This is a genomic window from Pseudoalteromonas sp. S4492 (assembly GCF_005886115.1).
Lineage (GTDB): Bacteria > Pseudomonadota > Gammaproteobacteria > Enterobacterales > Alteromonadaceae > Pseudoalteromonas > Pseudoalteromonas gelatinilytica.
On record NZ_PNCP01000022.1, the window covers coordinates 26,778 to 50,587 of the forward strand.

Consider the following 23,810-nt stretch of genomic DNA (forward strand, 5'->3'; position numbering starts at 1 on the left):
AAAAGTCACTTAATTACCATGAATCACGCATTTTTTATTGATATAAGCCTGATAAATAGCCTTCTGCAACGGATTGCCATGTAAAACGGGCATTTTTAGCCTGTTCACATATTGAACACCATTGCTCTGGTTGTGATTTCTTAAGCTCAAGCGCATCGCTAAAACTAGTAACAAGTTCGTAGCTTTGTGATGCTAAACTCTCACCTTGGAAACTAAAACCACTCACATGATGCTCTACCGTATCACGCAAACCGCCTACACCATGTACTAAACACGGCTGACCTGCTCGCATCGCTAACATCTGACTGATACCACATGGCTCAAACGAACTTGGCATTAAAAATAAATCGCCTAAGTGATACATGTATTCGCCAACAAAATGTGCGTACCCTTTTAAAAATAGCAGGTTTTCTTGGCGAGCCATAACCGATGTCATTATTTGCTCAAGTTCAGCATCCCCAGAGCCTAAAATAATCATATAGCCGTTATATTGTTTTAAGCGCTGACATAACTCATCTAACACCAGTCCTTTATCATAAGGCTGGCGAAGTAACAGCGCTTTTTGGTCCGTTAAACGACCCACACTGGTGACTAATGGCCCAGAAAAAGGCTGAGTTTTAAATTTAAGTAAGCGTTGATGCGCGATGTAATAGCTTGAATCTAATACCGGGCTTTTTGCCATCCATTGAAATAACGCATTTTCGGCATGTTGATAAAGACTCGCTAAGCTAATGTCATCAAGCTTCATTCCTGGGTATTCGCAACCATTAAGAATGCCCACTACGCGGCCTTGTTCATAGGCTGCTTGCAAGTCTGCTTCAAGCCCTTCACCACCAAAAAAGCCCTTTTCAGCATCACTTGGACGCAATACTTCTTGGCAATAGGTTGGCGAAACGAGGTGTACTTTATCAACCAGATTAATTGCTGTACGCATTGGATTAAAGCAATCAAAATAACGCGGATCGCATAATCGTTCGCCGTTATAGCCTAAGCTTGGGAACCAGGCTTCTAGGCTTGAACTATCCCCTTTAAAAGGACGTATCCCTTGCAATGCAAGGTTATGAACTGTGTAGGCTAAAAATAAATGCGCTAGTTTTCTATAGCGGCTGTCTGTTTTAAGTAACAAAGCAACACAGGCACTATGCCAATCATGTAAATGAACAACATCAGGAGTGCGAATAAGCCCTTGTAACAAGGCCTCACAAACAGCAGCGTTAAAAAGCGCAAACTTACTTGCGTCTGTAGCAAACGGGCGACCTGGTTCATCATTACAATAAACAGCGCCGTTATGGCGGCTAAATTCCCAATGAGATATAAGCAGTTGCGTTACACCTTCATCACTATTAGCAAGCTTCCACACATCCAGTTTTTGCATTTGACCTGCAAATGGTACATGCACTACACCTATGTGATGACGCTCTAAATAATCAAAGCCATAATCAGGGATCACTACATCAACACTAAGGCCTTTTTCTACTAACGCTTTAGGGCAATCTCTAACAACATCCGCTACACCACCGACTTTTGCATTCGGTAATGCATCATTCTCTGCAGCTACCATCAATACATGCATGCTTTGCAGTACTCCATAAAACTGTTATACCAATCCGCACTACCACTTAATTAACGAATTGGTATTATTCAAATATAAATAAGGGAGGGACATGCCCTCCCTTTTTCATTTAGCGTAATTGCTTAAGCAAGTCGTTTATTATCTTGCTCTTGTTGCTTTAACTTCTTTGCAAGTTCATTCAACATATCACGAGTTACCAATACAATCCCTTTTTTCGAAACTCTAAAGCCATTTTCTTTGTCGGCTTTGTGATCGTAACCAATTTCAAGACCCGCTGGGATCTCACAATTGCGGTCAATAATAGCACGCCTAATTCGGCAGTTTCGCTGTATTTTTGCACCAGGTAAAATCACAGACTCTTGAATTTCACAAAATGAATGTACATACACATTCGAGAACAATAGTGATTTTCTCACTAACGATCCTGAGATAATACAGCCACCCGATACCGTTGAATCAACTGCCATACCACGTCTATCATCATCATCAAAAATGAACTTAGCAGGTGGTAATTGCTCTTGATATGTCCAGATTGGCCATTTGGGATCATAAAGGTCAAGCTGAGGCTGTGGCATTACCAGCTCCATGTTGGCTTCCCAGAACGAATCAAGGGTACCTACATCGCGCCAGTAGGGCTGACCATCGGTGTTAGAGTCTCTAAACGGATAAGCAAACACGTTATGCTCTTCGATGATAGCAGGGATAATATCGTGACCGAAATCTCGGCCCGAGCCTTCCGTTTCAGCATCTTTTTTCAATTGTTCAAATAAGAATTCAGTATTGAAAATATAGTTACCCATTGATGCTAAGCAGGTGCCTGGCTTACCCGGCACAGAGGTTGGCGCAGCTGGTTTTTCATCAAAACGACGAACTCGATTACTTTCATCAACCGTCATTACACCAAATGTATCAGCAGCTTCCTCACAAGGTACTTCAATACAACATACTGTCATATCTGCACCTGTTTCAACGTGTTTTGCCAATAAACCGCCGTAATCCATACAGTAAACGTGGTCACCAGAGAGGATCATTACATACTTAGGCAGCTCATGACGGATAATATCCATATTCTGGAATACCGCATCGGCTGTGCCGCAGTACCATTCATCACCGTAACGCTGTGATGCTGGTAAGATCTCGACTGATTCGCCAAGTTCTTTCTTAAAGTGGCCCCATGCACGGTTTACGTGACGAATTAATGAGTGCGACTTATATTGAGTAGCAATACCAACACGACGAATACCTGAATTAATACAGTTCGACAGTGGAAAGTCGATAATTCGGTGTTTACCACCAAAATACACTGCTGGTTTAGCACGCCAGTCTGTTAATTCATGTAAACGCGAACCTCGCCCCCCTGCTAGGATAAGGGCATACGTTTCTCTGGTTAAACTACTTATGTATCGATTTGCATAACTTGGCATAACTCTCTCCGTCTTAAGCTAGCTGCTTTTCTTCTGTGTGTTTTGCTGTGCACTAGTATCCAGTAATGGCTCCAAATGCCAGATGTCGTCACTGTATTGACCAATGGTTCTATCGCTCGAAAACATGCCACTGGCTGCAGTATTCAAAATACTCATTTTGGTCCAGTGAGCAGTGTCTAAGTAGGCTTGTTCAACTTGCTCTTGCGCTTCTACAAAGCTGGCAAAATCATGAGCGACTAACCATGGATCGTGCGGGCTCTTAATCGCCGCGATAATGTCGTCAAATAAATTAGGCTCAAACAAGTTGAAGTGACCGCTCTCAAGTAATTGCATTACTTTATAGAGGCTGTCAGTTTGGTGAATAATCTGCTCAGGATTATAGTGCGCTTTGATATCATCAATTTGCTCTGCACGTGCACCAAATAAGAAGAAGTTGTCAGCACCCACTGCATCACGAATTTCGATGTTAGCGCCATCTAACGTACCTATAGTCAATGCGCCGTTCATCATGAACTTCATGTTACCTGTGCCAGATGCCTCTTTACCTGCTGTAGATATTTGCTCAGATAAGTCCGTCGCTGGGCAAATAGTCTCCATTGCTGTCACGTTGTAATTAGGTAAAAAAGCAACTCTTAAATACGGTTTAGCTAGCGGATCTTTGTTGATCACTTCTGCTACGTTATTAATTAATTTAATAATTTTCTTCGCCATGTAGTAACCTGGTGCGGCTTTACCGCCTAATAGCACACAACGAGGAACAATGTTTGCTGTATCGCCTTGGCGAATACGGTCGTAAAGGTGAATAACGTGCAATACGTTTAAAAGCTGACGCTTATATTCATGAATACGTTTAACTTGCACGTCAAACATCATTTCGGCATCAAACTCTACACCACAACGGTTTTTCACTAATTCAACAAGGCGTTGCTTATTGCTGTGTTTTACAGCTTGCCATTGCTTATGGAATTTAGGGTCGTCATATAAACGGCGTAACTGGCTAACTTTACTAAAGTCAGCAACCCATTCATCGCCAATATGTTGATTAAGCAGTTTAGCCAACTCAGGGTTACAGTGTGCTAACCAGCGACGTGGTGTTACACCATTGGTTTTGTTGTTGAATTTTTCAGGCCAAAGCTGATAAAACTCATTGAATAAGCCCGCTTTAAGAAGCTCAGTGTGAAGTGCAGCCACACCATTCACCGAATAACTACCCACAATCGCTAAATACGCCATGCGGATTTGTGGCTCAGGGCCTTCTTCGATAAGTGACAACGCACGTTGCTTTTCAACATCACCAGGCCAAGCTAACGCTACTTCAGCTAAGAAACGCGCATTGATTTCGTAGATAATCTCTAAGATACGCGGTAATAATCGGGCAAATAAAGATACTGACCACTTCTCTAATGCTTCAGGAAGCAAAGTGTGGTTTGTATACGCCATCGTTTTAGTCGTGATAGACCAGGCTTCTTGCCAATCAAGCTCATACTCATCAACCAAAATACGCATTAGCTCTGCTACTGCAATACTTGGATGTGTATCGTTTAATTGAAAAACATGGTAATCGGCAAAGTCAGAGAAGTCTTCGCCATGTTTGCTAACCCACGTATCAATGATGTCTTGTAAGCTCGCTGATGATAAGAAGTATTGCTGACGTAAACGCAGTTCTTTACCGTTCTCACTACTGTCATTCGGGTAAAGAACCATAGTGATTTGTTCAGCTAAGTTTTTACGCGCTACTGCTTCAGAGTAACTACCCGCATTGAATTCGCTTAAATCAAATTCGTCGGTGGCTTCTGATTTCCATAAACGTAAGGTATTAACGATATCGTTTTTATAGCCAGGAATTGGCACATCATAAGGCACAGCTAACACATCTTGAGAATCTAGCCATTGACGGTGCTCACGGCCGTATTTATCAGTATAGCTTTCAACATGACCAAAGAATTTTACGCGTTTTGATTGCTCTGGTGCACTCAGCTCCCACGGGTGCCCTTCACGTAACCAATTATCCGGTTGCTCAATTTGATGACCATTTTCAATAGCTTGATTAAACATGCCGTATTCATAACGAATACCATAGCCAATTACAGGTAATGCAAGACTTGCACAGCTATCTAAGAAACAGGCAGCTAAACGACCTAAGCCACCATTACCCAGACCTGCATCGTGCTCAGCCTCAGCAACTTGCTCAAGTTCAGTGCAGTATTCTTGTAACGCTTTAGCTACTTGCTCATCTAAGTCTAAGTTTAAAATCGCATTACCAAGGGCACGGCCCATTAAAAACTCAAGTGATAAGTAAGCTGTTTTACGGCGTTTTTGTTCATGAATTTGCTGTTTTGTCACACGGCAACGAGCAACTAATCGGTCACGAATAGTTAATGCTAATGCATGGTATAAATACAGTTGTGACTTACCCACTTTATCACGCCCAAGGGTGTAATAAAAATGGCGTGATAAATCATCGTCTAAGGTACTTTCATCAACTGTAGGCGCATCCTGCCAGCCCTTAACAACACATACTTGATCGGCATTTTTAGCCATGATTTAGATCCTCTGAATTGGCGGTAAAAACCCAGCTGCTCATTGCAGCAATCTGGTGTTCCTTATCAACAAACTGTGTTGACATAGGATGAATGCTAGTCAGTGCTAACTGCCACTTACCTTTATCTAAACTTGGAAGTTGGCAAGTTACCGGCTCTGATCCTGCATTTAATATGATCAATAAAGCTTGATTTGTGTGCTTGTCTGTCAGGCTGTATATCAACACTTGACGATCGCCTTGATGCCAATCGTCTTGTTGCATATTGCTGCCTGATTCGGTGAACCACGCCACGTCATAACGCGGGTCATTATCGTGCACAAAAAAGCGATGTTTAAAAATGCTGAACTGCTTTCGAATGCGCAGTACGTCATCAATGAATCGAGTTAGAGGATGGCTTAACTGTGAGTCTTTCCATGCTAACCAGCTTGTGCGATTGTTTTGACAATAGGCGTTGTTGTTACCACCTTGTGAGTGTGCCATTTCGCTTCCTAATGAAAGCATAGGCACGCCTTTAGAAAGTAACAAAGTTAACAGCATATTTTTTTGTTGTTGTAAGCGTAATTTGCTCACTTGTGGGTCATTGGTAAAGCCTTCGACACCACAATTGAATGAATGATTACCGCTGTGGCCATCACGATTTTGCTCACCATTGGCTTCGTTGTGTTTATGCTCGTAGCTGACTAAGTCTGCAAGCGTGAAGCCATCATGACTGGTGATGAAATTAATACTGTTAAGTGGCCCACGTAGGTTATGCTCAAACAAGTCGAACGACCCATGTAAGCGTTTTGCAAGCTCGCCAATTACGCCCTGCTCTTGTTTCCAAAAGCGTCTAATCGTATCGCGATATTTATCATTCCATTCACGCCAAGGCGCAGGGAAAGCCCCTAATTGGTAACCACCTGGGCCAATATCCCATGGCTCTGCAATGAGTTTAACTTGGCTGAGTACAGGGTCTTGATTAATCGCTTGGAAAAACGCATGTGCCTGATTAAAGCCATTTGGGTTACGCGCTAAAATGGTTGCTAAGTCAAAACGAAAGCCATCGACACCCATCACTTCAACCCAATAACGCAAGCTATCAAGTACCAGCTGTAAAGAGCGAGGCGAATCAATATTTACCGTGTTACCACAGCCGGTATCATTAATATAATGCTGTGGTTTATCAGCAATGGTGCGGTAGTATCCTAAGTTGTCTAAGCCACGTAGCGACAAGATAGGTCCATCGGTGCCCGCCTCTGCTGTGTGGTTATAAACCACATCGAGTATCACTTCGATATCTGCTTTGTGAAGCGCCGCGACCATTTCTTGAAACTCACTAATATCATCATTAACGAGATACTCTTTATGCGGCGTAAAGAAGTTAAGCGTGTTGTAGCCCCAGTAATTTTGTAAGCCTTTGGCTGTTAAAAACTGCTCGCTGATAAAAGCATGAACTGGTAATAACTCTAAGCAAGTCACACCAATAGTGCGTAGGTGTTCAATAAAGCTAGGGTGGCTTAAACCTAAAAACTTACCTTGTAACGATTTTGGAATTTCAGGGTGACGGCAGGTTGCACCAACCACATGACATTCATAAATAACCGTTTTTCCCCAGCAGTGATTCGGTTTTTTACCGCTGTAAGGTGCTAACTCACGGACTCGTGATTTTGGCATATCAATGGCATTGTTAACCTGACTTAACTTTCCTACAGGCATTTGCCCATAGTGACGTTCACTCCAAGTAAACTCACCATACAAATCTCGGGCATACGGGTCTAACAGCAGTTTGTGATTATTAAAAAAGAGTCCTTTTTCGGGTGCGTACTCACCATCAGCGCGAAAACCATACAAGGCGCCACTTTTCAGAGGGCTCACTTTTAGTGTCCAGATACCACCTTCATTCATATGCATCGCTAAGGTGAGAATTTCTGAATGACCACTGCTATCAAATAAGCACAATGACATATGTTGTGCTTGTGGCGCGTACACAGCAAAGTTCACGCCATTACCCACAACAGACGCACCCAACGGCGAGCTCACACCGACTTCGAGTTCGACACTATGACTCATCGTTCACCTTCTTAAGGTAAATTGTCGCAAGACCAGGCAAAGACACGCTAATGCTTTGATTAAAGCCATGGCTTTCTTTCGCTTGGCTTACAATGATTTGCTCAGCATGATTAGTTGCTGCAACGCCAGAGCCAAAATAGTCCGCCTTATCTGTATTCAAAATAACTTGATAAGCGCCAGCTTTTGGCACACCAATCACATAGTCGTGATACACCTGCGGCGTTAAGTTACAGATCACCACCACAAAGTCTTCAGCTTTTTTTGCATAGCGAATAAAGCTAAACATACTTTGTTCAGCATTATTGCTATCGAGCCACGCAAAACCCGCAGGGCTGGTATCTTGCTCGTATAAAGCTGGCGTACTGGTGTAAACAGCATTTAAATCTTTAATCGTTTGCTGCATGCCACTGTGGCTAATATGCTCAAGTAAATGCCAATCAAGCGATTGGTCGTGGTTCCACTCTTTACGCTGGGCGATTTCTGCACCCATAAACAATAACTTTTTACCTGGATGCGCCCACATAAAGGCATAGTATGCACGTAAGTTTGCAAACTTTTGCCAGTCGTCCCCTGGCATCTTTTCAATTAATGAGCCTTTGCCATGTACCACTTCATCGTGGCTAAGCGGTAAAATGTAGTTCTCACTGTAGGCGTAAACCATTGAAAACGTCATTTCATGGTGGTGATGCGAACGGTAAAGGGAATCGCGCTGCATATAATGCAAACTGTCGTTCATCCAACCCATGTTCCACTTATAACCAAAACCTAAACCATCATGGTCAACTTGGCGCGTAACACCCGGCCATGCTGTTGACTCTTCAGCCACCATCATAATGCCTGGGTTTTTCGCATAGCAGCGCATATTGACTTGTTTTAAACACTCAATGGCACCTAAGTTTTCTCGGCCACCGTACTGATTTGCAACCCACTGCCCTTCTTCACGGCTGTAATCTAAATAAAGCATTGAGGCAACCGCATCCACACGTAAGCCATCAATGCCAAATTCATGTAGCCAGTACATTGCATTCGCAATTAAAAAGCTACGAACCTCTGCGCGGTCATAATTGTAGATATAGGTATTCCAATCAGGGTGAAAGCCTTGTCTTACATCGGCATGTTCGTATAAGTGGGTGCCATCAAAACGATGTAAACCATGTGGATCACTTGGGAAATGACCAGGTACCCAGTCAAGAATAAGACCAATATCGGCTTCGTGACATTGCTCTACAAAGTAAACAAAATCTTCAAAGCTGCCATAGCGACTGGTCGGGGCAAATAATCCAACGGGTTGATATCCCCAAGAACCATCAAAAGGGTATTCACTAATTGGCATTAATTGCAGATGCGTAAAGCCGAGCTCTTTAGTGTAAGGAATAAGATTATCAGCAAGTTCACGCCATGTTAGATAGCGCTCACCGTTATCTCGTCTTTGCCAAGAACCCGCGTGCACTTCATAAATACTAACAGGTGCATTAACACTGTTTCGTTTCGCACGATTTGCTAACGCTTTTTCAGAAAGTTGAATTCCCGTTTTTAGCTTTTGCAGTACGGACGCCGTCCCCGGTGCTTGTTGCATCTTAAACGCAAATGGATCGGCTTTATCAAGCACTTCTCCGCTCAAAGTGGTGATAGCAAATTTATAGCATTGATGCTCTTTAAGCCCTGGGATAAATAACTCCCATACCCCACTGGCAGGATGAAAACGCATAAAATGACGGTTACGCTGCCAATAGTTAAATTCACCAATAACAGATACACTGCTGGCATTCGGCGCCCATACAGTAAAACGAACACCATCAACGCCTTGTTGAGTGACAAAATGCGCACCAAAATGCTGATAGGCATGCTCTAAACTGCCTTCATTAAACAGATACATTGCCTGTTCATCTAAGCTGCTTTCAAAGCTGTACTCATCATATTGTTGATGATTAAATTCATCGCTATAACTGACATCTAGTTGGTAGTCAGGTTTCAATTTTGATTTGATATTAGCGATAAATAAATGACTATCACCTTGTTGCTGCGCAACGATTTTTTCTGTGCCAAGTAGAACCGAAACACTGCTTGCGCCAGGCAAAAAGCAACGAATTTCATAGCTTGAATCGCCACTTTTGTGCGCTCCAAGAAAACTGAAAGGATCTCTAAAACAACCACTGGCTAATGCATCAATTTGTTTTTGATAAATAACAGGTTGTGCACTTTGCTCTTGACGAACACGACTTCGCATTATTGATTCCTTATCGAAATTAAATTGGCTAACAATGTCTGTTGCGTTTTAATAATTTGCGCCGCTGGGCGCGACAATAAACGCCGCCAATTTGGGTACTCTTTGTCAGTACCGGGGATATTCACAGGCAGTATTTGCTGGTCTAAATCATCTATTTGAATAGTAAATAATTTTGCTGGTGCTGCCGCTAAAGAGGATGCCAACGCTTCATAAACTATAAAGGCATCTGTATCTAACGATAAATGCTGATTTGACTCTCGCGAGATAAAATTAAGCATGCGATGCTTTTCTATGTTTCGCGCATCGAATTGAGCCTGAGTTTGGTCTTCATCAAGCAAACCATATTGTTGTTTAATCGTAATATCATGACCAACCCACCAACCTTTAAAAGGTGGCACGTCATGGTTGGCTATCATTAAAAGACTATGGGGAGCAAAATGCTCAGCGGCTAAAAAGTCCCCTTGGTGATCTTTTTCAAAATAGAACAAGCCATTTGAATAGATTGCACTCGCTTTTAAAGCTTCACGTACTTCATTAGGTACCACGCCTAAATCTTCACCTATTACTACGCATTGATTAAGGTGAGACTCAATCTTAAGAACCGCTAATAATTGCTCAAATGGATAATAGACATAACAGCCATCTTGCTTGGCGTTATTTTCAAAACACCACCAAAGACGACGAATTGCCATTACATGGTCAATCCTAAGACCACCCACATCTTCCATATTGGCGCGGATAAGTGAACGATAAAAAGCAAAGTGGTCTTTACTTAGCTTTTGTGGATTGAGTGCCGGCAAGCCCCAATTCTGACCATGTTCAGCCCAAGGATCTGGCGGAGCTCCAACATGTGCATTATCTGCAAATAGCTCATTTTGGCTTTTGAACTCACTACCATCACCAGCACAGCCAACGGCTAAGTCATTAATAAGGCCAATTGCCATACCACTGTCTCGGGCAGCTTGCTGGCAGATATTTAATTGTAGGTGAGCTTGCCATTGTAAGTAGCTAGCATAATCACGGTCCCCGACCAACATGGTCGACAAGCTGTGTTTATGAGTTTCACAAAAACGAGCGAACTGCTGTTTTCGCTGTGCTGAAGCAAACTCATAAAAATGCTGATACAAGAGACTAAATACTTGATATTTGAAATCACTGACCGAAGTGTAATCAATATAAGGCGCACTATTGTGGGGCTTATCGGCCAATAATTTATCAAGTGCACTATTATTTTTGGCGTCTTCACATAATGACACTGCAATATACAGCGGGTTCAATAACGCTCGGCTATTTGGGCTGTAAGGACTTGCTCGCTCAGGGCTGTGTTCAAAGAGTAAATGCAGCGGGTTTAGTAACACATAATCCATGTTATGTGTTGCAGCTTCTGTAATTAGATTTGCTAAATCAGCAAAGTCACCAATTCCGAGCCCCTCTTCATTGCATAAGCTATAAAGCTGAATCGATAAGCCCAGACGCTTTTTATCATCAATAGAGAAGCACTCTTTTGGGGTAATCCATAACTGACTGTGGGATTGCTGATCTGCCACAGTAATGAGGGCATCATGATAACCAATTGGCATGTCAGGAACTGGTAAAGCAAGCTCAAGATAACGAATGCCGTTTAGACCATAATCACCAAGAACAGCTAAGTCCTGTAAGTTTTCACGCGTAAAGTGAATATCAAGCGAAGGCACGCTTAATGTACATGAACGTGACAATAAACGCTCATCAACGCGTACTTTCAAAATTGGGTGGTGTGCCTCAATAATACTTGTATGAGGCAACAAGTTCAGCCAAGTACCTGCATCTAATGCAAAATTAAGTTGTTTAATTGCATCTGCATCTTGGGTATCGATACCGCAACAACTAAGTGCCTGCCTACGTGTACTTTCATCGAAAATAACATGTTCGCCAGTGTACTTAGTATATTCATAGCCTATGCCGTGCAGGTAATATAACTGGGAAAGTGACTGCATTAAAACACCTAAGCGCGTTGGGTATTAACAATGCTGTTATCAGTACCAAAACCGTTTGGAATATAACCATCAGCTTGGTGATCGTTATCCCATGTTTCGCCATTGATTAAGTAGCGGAAGTGAAATTCTTGATCAAGCGGTAAGCGCTGTTTGCATTTGAATACTTGTTCTTTTTTATTGAACTTCATTGGCACGGGTTGCCAATCTGTGAACTCTGCAACTAATTGTACGTCATCAGCGTCAGGGTGTTGGAATTCAAAGGTAACTTCTGTTTCGTCTTTAGTTTTAAAAAAACGTTTACTTAGCATAGTGGGCTCCAATTCAACCAATTGGTAAATTAATCCTTGCCACAGTACCGCATTGACGACTCATTCAGCGGAAGCTGTGCGTTCCAGGTCTCTAAACTTGCTTACTAAAACATCAAGTTCACTGTTAGTAAATCAAACCTATATTTACGCATTATGACAGTGCAGCTGTTTGTTTTTCGCACCACCATAGTGCACAAAACATACAAAAACTACAATAATCATATTGCTATATTATTACGAGCAATAACTGAACCAAGTTGATAATAAAATATACTTTATTTTCAGTACCTTTTTTATCAACTCACATCGCAACTTATAAAAAAAATAGATAACAATTTAGGTTGGGTAAAGTGAATAAAATTGAAGTGGAGAATTAGAGCAATCACACTAAAAGAAACACGACTTCGTTCGTCAAAAACACATTATCGATAATTTACAAAAACAAACTAAAGACATTTACATCATATAGCCTTGCCAAATAGATTAACGAACCCTATGAAAATAAAATATTTATTGTTCTGACTAATTATTAATTTTTTATCACACATTAACTTATAAAACACAACGCATATTTAGTTCTATAAACTAATCGTTAATTCAGCACTACCCAATTAACGTTTTTAAAAACTATCCCAGCGCATATGCAAACACAATAAGTAGAAAAGCGTAAATTCAAACAGGTTAGCCATCCATAAAAGCATTGACAGTGCTGCTTTCCAGCTTTTCTATCGCCACTTTTTCTGACCTTGTAACTTGCTATTCAGAAATCTGATTCGAATAAAACTCGCAATCCTTTTTGAAAAGTGACATATAACATTTAAAAATTTACAGATGGGTGAAGAAATAATTAATTCAACACACAAGAATTTGAAAGAATAAAACGTAGACAATGTAATTAATTTTTATTTAGCAGAACACTAACCATAGATATTATCAGTATGAAAATTTATCAGCGTTTTTGTCAGTACTAGAGAAAAAGATTACTTAATGAATGGCAACAATGCAGTATAAAAGTAAGGTCTTATAAAAATTATATAAGAAAAACATTTTAGAGCATTAACACTAATTACTATGAATTTTCACATTCTGTACTCATCCATGCCCAAAGTATGAGAAAGGTTTTGTCTAATCTAGATGCACACAATATACTCGGTGTATTAACTGGTGAGGTTTTATTGTAAAACAAAAACACCACAATGGTAGTAATGTATGGCCAATGCTCTTCGAACTTTATCAATAAGTATTATAACTTTAATAGCTTTTATATATGGCTTAAATATCTTCTTGACTAAACAAGTCAATGATCTGATGTACGCGCCAAAAGGCTTAGAACTACATACCTTCCAAGGTACTGATGTTACTGTGGTAGCGGCACCTTGGTATAACCTTGTATTAAGTGGCCAGCATTTAATCTACGACAATAACATTTCTTATATTGTTATAAACACAACAACTGAGTCAGTCGTCACCGCGATGACTTCAGAACTTATACTCACTACATTATTCTCACCAGTCAACATTATCATTTTAATCTTGTTAGCATTAGCAGTCAGTTGGTTAGTTAACTTAAGATTCCAAAACAACCATGAGAAATACGCAATCAAAATGCTTAACACTAAGGCAATTGAATTACTCAACAGCCTAAATTTAGCCACAGACTCGGACCTAACAAAGCATACGCAACTTGATCAGTTACAAAATAACTTTCAGACACTTACTACCCATATCACTAATTACACGCGTGAATCTGAAGTCAGTATTTATCAAGATAAGTTAACCCACCTTATTGACCGACATGCCTATATAGAACACCTAGCAAAACAATTAAGACTCGCTGAAATGGATAAGTTCAGCTGTGCTTTACTATTTATAGATTTAGACGGGTTCAAACAGGTGAATGACTCATTTGGTCACAGTTTTGGTGATGATGTGTTAATTCAAGTAGCAACACGCTTGAGCAGTGTTTTACGACACCATAAGATAAGTAACATTTCACCCATTAGCCAATTAGAGCAAAATCTAGCACGTCTTGGTGGAGATGAGTTTTCTATTTTCATTAACTTAAAAGACGATAAAGAGAAAGCATTAGAAGTCGCACAAAATGTATTACACGAAATTGAACGAGACTTTGTATTAGGGAATAAGTTAATAAAAATTAGCGCCAGCATAGGTATTGCTGTTTACCCTGATAGCGCATCCACTCCACAAGCATTACTGCAAATGGCTGATGTAGCAATGTATCGAGCAAAAACAGATGGTCGTGGAATTTTTAAGGTGTATTCACCCGAAATGGGCAAAAAAATTCGCCGCTATCATTACTTGCTAGAAGAAATGCGTCTTGCTATTGCTAGCAGCAGTTTTCATTTGTCTTTTCAACCTATTGTACATGTAGATGACTGCGCCATTGATTATTTTGAAGCATTGGTTCGCTGGGATCATCCTGTTGAAGGCTCAATTACGCCTGACGAGTTTATCCCCATTGCTGAAGAATCTAATCTGATATTAGAACTTGGTGATTGGATCATGTTGGAATCATGTCGGCAAATGTCCGCTTGGTATAATGCAGGGATGAAAAAAGTGTCTATTTCTGTGAATATATCTGGCGTGCAGTTAAAGCATTACGATATTTATGAGTGGGTCATGGAAAAGCTTGCTAAAACGGGGCTGCCTGCAAAAGCACTAATGCTTGAAATTACCGAATCAACGTTAATCAAAGCAAGTAATAAAATCATTCAATCATTAGAAAAGCTTCGAGGTGAAGGGATCACTATAGCAATCGATGATTTTGGCACAGGTTTTAGCTCGCTAAGCACCCTTGCAGATTTGCCCATCGATGTAATCAAACTAGATAAACTGTTTGTAGCACAGGCTAACGATAATCTTAAATATAATGAAATCATGCACTCAGTCAGTGAGCTGGGCCGTAAACTCGGATTAAAAGTGGTGGCTGAAGGAGTAGAAGAACTCGCCCAATTCGAGCTTGTAAAATCGATGGGCATTAACAGTGTTCAAGGCTACCTAGTGAGCCACCCTGAATCGTCTGTTAATGTTGGGCATAAAGTGTTGCAAGATAACATTAACTTTATGTCTGTCACTGGAACAGGGGTTTGGAATATACAGCAACCGCTTTAGTAAGTTATACTGAACACATTATTCAAAGCCATTCCCTTGTTAATGTTAAAAAAAAGCTTACTTACGGTTTTTATCTTGTCAGTCACCATTATTGGATTACTGGTTGGCTCTTCTATTTATACTCTTTATAGTAAAAAACGTTTAACTGTAGACCCTAAACTTAGAGAAATCTCAGGGATTGAATTTGATAAATTTAATCGACTTTGGGCTATTAACGACAGTGGCGACGAGCCAAAACTTTACCGCCTTAATGAAGATGGCTCTATAGCGAAAGAAATTTTAGTTACCAATGCTAAAAACATTGACTGGGAAGACATGACACAAAACAAATTTGGTCACTTTTTCTTGGGCGACTTTGGCAATAATAAAAACGACAGAAAATGGTTAACTATTTATAAAATCGAAAACCCAATTGATATTAAGGGCGACACAACAGAAGCAGAGATAATCAAGTTTACTTATCCTGAAATGGACGGCAGCCCAATCCAACCAGATCAACGTAACTTTGATTTGGAGGCCTTTGTCGCGCTTGGCCGACATCTCTATTTATTTACCAAAAATCGCACTGAACCATTTGATGGCATTACAAAAGTATATAAAGTCGGCGATCATGCAGCGAACTTTGATGCACAATTAATAGATTCATTTCAAACTTGCACCACAATGGAAAAACTTTGTTGGATCACTTCTGCGGCTCTGAGCCCTGATAGAACCAAGTTAGTTCTACTCGATTCAACCAGCATTTGGTTATTTGAAAACTTTCAGGGTGATAAGTTTTTTTCTGGTGATGTATCTCGTATTGATCTTGGGATCGTAACGCAAAAAGAAGCCATCACTTTTTACGATGACAACACGATTGTCTTTACAGACGAAGAATTTAAAGGCATTGGTGGTAATGCCTATGTCATTAAGCTCGATGAAGTAGAAAAGAAAGTTATTCGCAAAGTGCCCAAAGCGAATCAATAACCAAACACATTATTTAGAGAGCGCTTTTTCGATGTCTACGCCTAAAATCAGCACCCCCATGTGCTGATTTTTCTCATCAAAGATAGGCACGCTAAACTGCACCTGAAAGTGTTTGGTAGATTCATCAAATTCCACAGTATCAATGTAGTAATCGTCATCTTGCTGATACATATTTAAAAATTTAGCTTCATCACCCTGCCAATAGTCAGTGGTGACTTCACTAATAATGACATTTTTACCTTGTTTATCAGTGACGATTATCTCTGTAATAACACCTTGCATTTGCTTTTGCCATACTTGTAAGAATTGTGAACCTTCAAATTTTAGATAGCGCTCTGCAAGTATCGGTGTATTGTCACGAACTTGTTGTGCCCACTGATTATCAAGCTGATCGAGGTCTTGCTGCGCGAGCGGTTGCCGATTACTTTTCATTACCGCTTGTTGTACATTGTCTGAATTCGCTAATTGCTTTATTTGCTCTAAAAGCACATTCACCAAGGTTAGTTTTTCAATCTTTGACAATACAAAGGGACTTTGTGAACAGCTACTTATATGACTGTTAAAGGCATTTAAAAAGTCAGGGAATTCCTTGAGCGTTTTATTTGCTGCAAATAAACCCAAAGGCACATAACGATAGAATGTTTGTGTATATTCATCAGGCTTTATTTGTAACTGCACAGCATTGAACTCAAACTCTTCTAAATCAAGCAAGATTCTATCTACCCGCTGCTTTTTGAACACTTTGATAAGCTCTTGTGTGGTGTTAACTTCGACTTCGATTTTCCGATTTGTCAATTGATACCAATCAGCCTGATGACTCCCTCTTACGACGCCATAACGCAAATCGTGTTCAGCTATTGAAGCCGAATCTGCATGGGTAAACCAGTACCAGTTTTCTAAAAACATCGGGGCAGAAAGCTCACCATACTCTTGCATTTGCGATAACAGGTTTGCGGTAAAGTAACCATCTAGCCGATCTAGCTGCACTTCCCTTTTAGCCCTTAACCAAGGTAGTTTCTGTAACTTAAATGGCACATTGATTTGCTTAAAAATACATTCAACATGATTAATTGCATTATGTGGTGCGTTAATTGGCAGGTTAGTACCTAACTGAAAAGGCTGAGCCACAGTGAGCGAAAGCAATAATGAAGCAAGCATCGACATAAGCCTAAATAACTAACAAACTAAAGTCATTATAGACAATAGAGTCAGATTTACCTGATAAAGGGTTAACGCTTAAACTTTGTCTCTAAAATCACTGACGACGTTGTTCGCTCAACGCCATCTAAGTTACCAATGTCATCTAATAGGTGGCTTAACTTTTCAAGGTTTTGCGCTTGCACAACGGCAATCAAATCAAATTCACCGCTAATTGCGTAGAGCTGTGAAATAGCATCAATCTGCTTTAGTTCAAGATTCGTTTTGGTGGTTAGTTTTTGTTTCACTTTAATCGAAACATGCGCCGATACCATTTGGCTCAAATAGGCATCACCATAGTCTACGCTATAACCTTTGATCACACCTGTTTCTTCTAATTTCAACATTCGGCTTTGAACTGTTGAGCGCGATAAATTAAGCGCTCTCGCTAGGTCAGAAATACTCGCACGCGCATTGGTTCTTAAGATAGCTAATAGTTTTTCATCTTGAGAAGTTATCACTTTGACTACTCTTTTCGTTAATTTGCATTTTATTTTAGTCATTTTTCACAAAATAGCACTGCAAATTTAAGTTCCTAACCCAGATAATAAGAAAAATAGATAAGAAAAATAATCTCATCGTGCTTAATTAGGCAGGAACGGCTTAACTGACCTATTTTTTGCAATTTAACTTTTTCATACTAAGCCAGATTTAGGTGCAACAAATGCAAGTAACAAGAGAACTTTTTAACGACGTAATGGTACCAAACTACAACCCATCAGAGGTTATTCCTGTTCGCGGTGAAGGCTCACGTGTTTGGGATCAAAACGGTAAAGAATTTATCGATTTTGCAGGTGGTATCGCTGTTAACTGTTTAGGCCATTGTCACCCAGCGCTTGTCAATGCACTAAAAGAGCAAGGCGAAAAAATTTGGCACTTATCAAACGTAATGACAAATGAGCCTGCACTGCGCTTAGCTAAAAAATTAACGGACGCTACATTTGCCGATAAAGTGTATTTTGCAAACTCAGGTGCAGAAGCTAACGAAGCAGCATTAAAATTAGCGCGTCGCTGGGCATTAGATGTACACGGCGAGCAAAAGAACCAAATCATCGCGTTCAACAAAGGTTTCCACGGTCGTACATTCTTCACTGTTACGGTAGGTGGTCAAGCAGCTTACTCAGATGGTTTCGGTCCTAAGCCTGCTGCAATCGATCACTGTGACTATAACGATTTAGCTGCGTTTGAAGCACTTATTAGCGACAACACGTGTGCTGTGATGATGGAGCCATTACAAGGTGAAGGCGGTATCATTTCGCCAACGAACGAATTTATTAAAGGTGTTCGCGCGTTATGTGACAAACACAATGCTTTACTTATTTTTGATGAAGTACAAACAGGTGTTGGCCGTACAGGTGATTTATACGCATACCAAGGTTTAGATGTAACACCAGATATTCTTACGACAGCAAAAGCATTAGGTGGTGGTTTCCCAATCGGTGCGATGATCACAACAGCAAGCATTGCAGAGCATTTAAAAGTAGGCACACATGGTTCAACTTACGGTGGTAACCCACTTGCATGTGCAGTAGCAGAAGCGGCTTTTGATACTGTTAATAACGAAGAAGTACTTGCAGGTGTTAAACAGCGTGAACAACTTTTACGCGACGGTTTTGCTGCAATCAACGAAAAATACGACGTATTTAGTGAAGTTCGTGGTAAAGGTCTATTATTAGGTGCGGTTCTTAACAGCAAATTTGAAGGCCGTGCACGCGACTTCCTTGTAGCAAGCACTAAACACGGTTTAATGAGCCTTGTTGCTGGTACAAACGTTGTGCGCTTTACGCCATCTTTAGTTATTCCTTTAGAGGATATCAAAGAAGGTTTAGCTCGCTTTGAAAAAGCGGTTGCAGACGTTGTAAACGGTTAATCCTAGTTGGCGCATGCCTTAGGTATGCGCCATTGGAGTGCAATTAATGCAAGTATTACGTCCTATAACAGCAAATGATTTTGCCGCGTTAAAGCAAATTGCAATGGAATCCGGGCATGGTTTTACCTCGTTACCGGTCGACGACAATTTACTACAAGAAAAAATTGAACGCGCTGAACGCAGTTTTGCAAAAGACATTAATAAACCACAAGACGAAACCTACTTATTTGTTTTAGAAGACAGTAAAACAGGTGACGTAATTGGCACAACCGCTATTGAAGCTGCCGTGGGTATGTCGGTTCCTTTGTACCATTACCACCTTGGTAAAACTGTTCACCATTCACCTACTCTCAACGTATATAACACTGTTGATATTCTGAGTATGTGTAATGACTACACAGGTTGCTCTGAAATTTGTACCTTGTTCTTAAGGGAGCAAAATCGCAAAGGCTTAACAGGTCGCTTTTTATCACGATCACGTTTTCTATTTATGGCTCAGCACAGTGAACGCTTTGCTGACACCATCATCGCAGAAATGCGTGGTGTGAGTGATGAAGACGGTCATTCGCCTTTCTGGCAGTGGTTACAAGAGCACTTTTTTAGTATTGAGTTCCCACAGGCTGACCATTTAGTTGGTTTAGGCGATAAAGTCTTCATCAGCGAGTTAATGCCTAAGTACCCTATTTATGCCAACTTACTGAGCAAAAAAGCCCAAGCTGTGATTGGTAAGGTTCATGAAAAAACCAAGCCTGCACTTAAACTCTTAGAAAAAGAAGGGTTTGAGCACCGTGGTTATGTTGACCTCTTCGATGCAGGGCCTACTGTTGAAGCAAAACTTGGCAATATTCGCAGTGTTCGTGAGTCACAAGTGTGCCCTATCAGCATTGGTGAGCTTGCGCATATCAATGAGCAGAGCTCAGATACATTAGCTATCTGCAACCAAGGCGTGAATGACTTTAGAGCAACATTCACCAAACATGCTCACTATAACCACGCTAAGCACACGTTAATCGTCAGCCAAGAAGTGGCAGATGCACTTAAATTAAAACAAGGGGATGCAGCACGGTTCTTCCGTTTGTAACCACTTAAGGAGTTTAAAATGAGTGTAACAACTCAACTTATTGCTAACCAATGGCAAGCAGGCCTTGGTCATGATTTTAGTTCAATCAACCCAAGTAATGGCGAGGTTGTTTGGCAAGGTAAAACAGCCACTGCTGAACAAGTCGCTGATGCAATCAAAGCTGCTCGCAGTGCTCAGCTTGGCTGGGCTGATATGGCCCTTGAAGAGCGTATCGTTATTCTTGAAAACTTTGCAGCAGAGCTTAAAGAGCACAGCGAAGAGTTTGCAACGATTATCGCCCGTGAAACAGGTAAACCACTTTGGGAAACACGTACCGAAGTAGGCGCAATGACAGGTAAGATTGCCATTTCAATTAAAGCCTATCACGAACGTACTGGGACCACAGAAAACCCAATGCCGGGCGCAAAAGCGTTTATTCGTCACAAGCCACATGGCGTTGTTGCCGTATTTGGCCCTTACAATTTCCCAGGTCACTTACCAAATGGCCATATTGTGCCTGCTATTTTAGCGGGTAATACGGTTGTATTTAAGCCATCAGAACTGACGCCTCATGTTGCTGAGTTCACTTTAAAACTTTGGCTAAAAGCAGGCTTACCAGCCGGTGTCATTAACCTTGTACAAGGTGAAGTAGACACAGGTATTGCTTTGGCCTCTCACCAAGATATTGATGGCTTATTCTTTACGGGTAGCTCAAATACAGGTCACCTATTACATAAGCAATTTGCAGGTCATCCAGGTAAAATCTTAGCGCTGGAAATGGGTGGTAATAATCCACTGATCGTAAAAGATGTCGCAGATGTAAGTGCGGCTGTTCACGACATTATCCAGTCTGGTTTCATTACGTCTGGCCAACGTTGTACCTGTTCTCGTCGTTTATTCATCGAGAACTCGGCAAATGGTGATGCAATTTTAGAAAAATTAATTGCTGCAACAAAAAACATCAAAGTAGCCGACAGCTTTAGCGAAGATCAACCATTTATGGGGGCAATGATCAGCGAAAAAGCAGCACTAGGTATGGTTGCAGCTCAGCAGCAGTTACTTGATATGGGAGCTACTTCTCTTGTTGAGCTTAAACATCTTGAGCCGGGTACAGGTTTTGTAAGCCCAGGTATTATTGATGTAACCGCTGTTAAAGACATGCCTGATGAAGAGCACTTTGGTCCTCTTATCAAGGTTTACCGTTATACAGATTTCGATAGCGCGATTAATGAAGCAAATAACACCTCTTTTGGTTTATCTGCTGGTTTATTAAGTGATGATAGTAATGACTACCAGCATTTCTTAAAACGTATTCGTGCCGGTATTGTTAACTGGAACCGACCAATTACAGGCGCATCAAGCGCTGCACCGTTTGGTGGTATTGGTGCTAGTGGTAACCACAGAGCGAGCGCTTATTACGCAGCTGACTACTGTGCATACCCTGTTGCTTCTGTTGAAGCCGATAAAGTTAACTTACCACAGACCCTTGCGCCGGGCTTAATTATTGAATAATTGTTTGGCGGCCTCGCCGCCTTAATTGAAGGAATTAAACATGCACACAGATGTAAACGCCCTATTTGAAAACCTATGGGACAACTATTTATCAGTTACGCCATCGGCAGTAAAAGTACATGAGTTACTTGGCTCTACACAACAAGATGACGTGATCAACGATCACATCGCTTTACGTACTTTTAACCATGAAAAAATCGGTTTAGAAAAACTAGCTGCGCACTTTTTAGCAGTTGGTTACAAAGAATGCGGCGAGTACCACTTCGAAGCGAAAAAACTATACGCTAAGCACTTCGAACACTCAGATCCTAAGCAACCTAAAGTTTTCATTTCTGAATTACTTGTTGAGCAATGCTCAGAAGAATTACAAGCTATCGTTAATGACATGGTTGATCAGATTGACGAAGACGCTGTAACAGCGGATAATTTCCTCTATTCAGGTACGCACTGGCAAGTAAGCTCAGACACCTACAAAAAGCTGCTTGCAGAAAGCGAATACGCAGCATGGATGTCAGCATGGGGTTACCGTGCTAATCACTTTACCGTGAGCATCAATGAATTAGCAAAATTCGATGATATCGAAAGTGTAAACCAAGCACTTAAAGATGCGGGTTTTGCGCTAAATACATCTGGCGGCGAAATCAAAGGTTCACCAGAAGTATTACTTGAGCAATCTTCAACCCTTGCTGATGACAGCGAAGTTGAATTTAGTGATGGTGTTGTTGCCGTACCGAGTTGTTTTTATGAGTTCGCTCTGCGTTACGCAAAACCAGATGGCGAGCTATACACAGGTTTTGTGGCAGCATCAGCTGACAAAATTTTTGAGAGCACCAATGCTCGCTAATTAGCACAGACCAATTCGCTTAACGCAATAAGCGAATTGGTACACAAGGAAATGTATGAGACTAATTGCGTTTATCGTAATTCTTATTACCCTAAACACAGCAACGGCAACAGAAAAACCCACGCTTACAATTTTGTCTCATGCATATTTTGCCAGCGAAGCAGATAAACTCAGCATTAACCTCCACCTTGCTGCTGTTATCAATCCAGCCCTTGCTGATGAATTCGATATAGACGTCGACTTTACCAATCATGCGCGCTTAATGAAGCGCTTATCAAGTAATGAGGCCAGTTGCACCTTTAACGCAATCAAAACCCCTGAACGAGCAGAATCCATGGTGTTTTCTAACATACCCACCTATATGCATGTACAGCGTCAAATCTATGCACTTAAAAGCACTTTAGAGTCAGGTTCGGCGCCTATTTCTGTCACTAAGCTTCTCAAAAACAAAGGTAGTTTTGGCATTATTGGTTCCACCAGCTATCGCGAACTCGATGAGGTTTTTGCTAATAAACAATACAACGTTGCGGCTATTTACGGAGAAAATGCATTTTTACAACTGAGTCGGCTATTACTTAATAAGCGTATTGATTACATTGTTGCATACAAACAAGCACTTGAAGCGCATATACCTGCCCATGAGTTAAACCAACTCACATCAAGACGAATTGCCGAATATCCTGAATTTATCAATGGCTTTTTTACCTGCAGTAAAACCGCAGCGGGTTATCGTGCTATTGCACTTATCAATGATTATATGAAAAGTGCTGAGATGGCCGCCTATATTCAGCAACTACACAGCAAAAGTAATCACCCTGATGATGCAAAAGCCATGCTCAACATTTATACACAAAGCTATGGAATTCGCTTTGAAAACAGTGACTAAGCCAACTCGATTTGCTGTACAAAAATAACTCGAAATATTATGAAAAAATACTTGCGTAAATAAAAAAGCAGATCTATTATCTCGCCGCTTCTTGATGATAGCCAATCCGAGTACATTACAAACCCTGTTTGTAGCAAGGCGATAGAGCAACTATCCAAGAGTGTATTTGATTGCACAGAACATACTGTGCGCTTAATAACACTCAACTGACTCGGACTTCCATTTTTTTTCCGAGCAGTTGCTT

At 40.9% G+C, this 23,810-nt stretch carries 16 protein-coding genes; 7 read left to right on the forward strand and 9 right to left on the reverse strand.

Annotation, left to right across the window (positions count from 1 at the left end; all coding sequences use genetic code 11):
* Window positions 1-34: 34 nt before the first annotated feature.
* From CWC28_RS06570 to CWC28_RS06600, 7 genes are all read right to left on the reverse strand, one after another.
* Window positions 35-1,573, reverse strand: coding sequence for a glycogen synthase (locus tag CWC28_RS06570; protein ID WP_138624906.1), 1,539 nt, complete (start codon window positions 1,571-1,573; stop codon window positions 35-37).
* A 122-nt stretch (window positions 1,574-1,695) separates the two neighbouring features.
* Window positions 1,696-2,997 (reverse strand): glucose-1-phosphate adenylyltransferase, encoded by a 1,302-nt coding sequence (gene glgC / locus CWC28_RS06575; RefSeq protein ID WP_105181826.1) that lies wholly within the window; start codon window positions 2,995-2,997, stop codon window positions 1,696-1,698.
* 18 nt (window positions 2,998-3,015) lie between these two features.
* Window positions 3,016-5,538 (reverse strand): glycogen/starch/alpha-glucan phosphorylase, encoded by a 2,523-nt coding sequence (locus tag CWC28_RS06580; protein ID WP_063707596.1) that lies wholly within the window; start codon window positions 5,536-5,538, stop codon window positions 3,016-3,018.
* Entirely contained in the window at window positions 5,531-7,588 is a 2,058-nt protein-coding gene (gene glgX / locus CWC28_RS06585) for a glycogen debranching protein GlgX (protein ID WP_105181824.1), read from the reverse strand. Before glgX ends, CWC28_RS06580 begins: the two co-directional genes overlap by 8 nt.
* Window positions 7,578-9,815: a 1,4-alpha-glucan branching protein GlgB gene (gene glgB, locus CWC28_RS06590; RefSeq protein WP_105173540.1), complete on the reverse strand. Its 2,238-nt coding sequence runs from the start codon at window positions 9,813-9,815 to the stop codon at window positions 7,578-7,580. Before glgB ends, glgX begins: the two co-directional genes overlap by 11 nt.
* Window positions 9,815-11,791 carry a 4-alpha-glucanotransferase gene (gene malQ / locus CWC28_RS06595; protein WP_138624907.1) on the reverse strand — a complete coding sequence of 659 codons (1,977 nt, stop codon included), beginning with the start codon at window positions 11,789-11,791 and terminating at the stop codon, window positions 9,815-9,817. The genes glgB and malQ overlap by 1 nt, the downstream gene beginning before the upstream one ends.
* Window positions 11,792-11,799: 8 nt before the next feature.
* Window positions 11,800-12,099 (reverse strand): isoamylase early set domain-containing protein, encoded by a 300-nt coding sequence (locus CWC28_RS06600; RefSeq protein ID WP_054562386.1) that lies wholly within the window; start codon window positions 12,097-12,099, stop codon window positions 11,800-11,802.
* A 1,209-nt stretch (window positions 12,100-13,308) separates the two neighbouring features.
* Here CWC28_RS06600 and CWC28_RS06605 point away from each other — a divergent pair.
* Both CWC28_RS06605 and CWC28_RS06610 read left to right on the forward strand, forming a co-directional pair.
* Window positions 13,309-15,231: a putative bifunctional diguanylate cyclase/phosphodiesterase gene (locus tag CWC28_RS06605; RefSeq protein WP_105181822.1), complete on the forward strand. Its 1,923-nt coding sequence runs from the start codon at window positions 13,309-13,311 to the stop codon at window positions 15,229-15,231.
* 42 nt (window positions 15,232-15,273) lie between these two features.
* Entirely contained in the window at window positions 15,274-16,197 is a 924-nt protein-coding gene (locus CWC28_RS06610; RefSeq protein WP_063707609.1) for a hypothetical protein, read from the forward strand.
* A gap of 9 nt (window positions 16,198-16,206) precedes the next feature.
* Here CWC28_RS06610 and CWC28_RS06615 read toward each other — a convergent pair whose 3' ends face one another.
* Window positions 16,207-17,355 carry a transporter substrate-binding domain-containing protein gene (locus CWC28_RS06615; RefSeq protein WP_138624908.1) on the reverse strand — a complete coding sequence of 383 codons (1,149 nt, stop codon included), beginning with the start codon at window positions 17,353-17,355 and terminating at the stop codon, window positions 16,207-16,209.
* A 71-nt stretch (window positions 17,356-17,426) separates the two neighbouring features.
* A complete protein-coding gene (locus tag CWC28_RS06620; protein ID WP_054554593.1) occupies window positions 17,427-17,855 on the reverse strand; it encodes an Lrp/AsnC family transcriptional regulator in 429 nt (142 codons plus the stop codon).
* Between the two features lie 203 nt (window positions 17,856-18,058).
* On the opposite strand from CWC28_RS06620, the gene CWC28_RS06625 reads away from it, so the two are divergent.
* Genes CWC28_RS06625 through CWC28_RS06645 form a run of 5 tightly spaced genes read left to right on the forward strand, consistent with a single transcriptional unit; the run spans window position 18,059 to window position 23,566 of the window.
* A complete protein-coding gene (locus CWC28_RS06625; protein WP_063707612.1) occupies window positions 18,059-19,264 on the forward strand; it encodes an aspartate aminotransferase family protein in 1,206 nt (401 codons plus the stop codon).
* 46 nt (window positions 19,265-19,310) lie between these two features.
* Window positions 19,311-20,345, forward strand: a complete 1,035-nt coding sequence (astA, locus tag CWC28_RS06630) for an arginine N-succinyltransferase (protein ID WP_063707614.1) — start codon at window positions 19,311-19,313, stop codon at window positions 20,343-20,345.
* A gap of 18 nt (window positions 20,346-20,363) precedes the next feature.
* Window positions 20,364-21,836: a succinylglutamate-semialdehyde dehydrogenase gene (astD, locus tag CWC28_RS06635; RefSeq protein ID WP_063707617.1), complete on the forward strand. Its 1,473-nt coding sequence runs from the start codon at window positions 20,364-20,366 to the stop codon at window positions 21,834-21,836.
* 40 nt (window positions 21,837-21,876) lie between these two features.
* A complete protein-coding gene (locus CWC28_RS06640; RefSeq protein ID WP_063707620.1) occupies window positions 21,877-22,680 on the forward strand; it encodes a DUF1338 domain-containing protein in 804 nt (267 codons plus the stop codon).
* Window positions 22,681-22,735: 55 nt separating this feature from the next.
* Window positions 22,736-23,566: a hypothetical protein gene (locus CWC28_RS06645; RefSeq protein ID WP_063707623.1), complete on the forward strand. Its 831-nt coding sequence runs from the start codon at window positions 22,736-22,738 to the stop codon at window positions 23,564-23,566.
* Window positions 23,567-23,810: the final 244 nt, after the last annotated feature.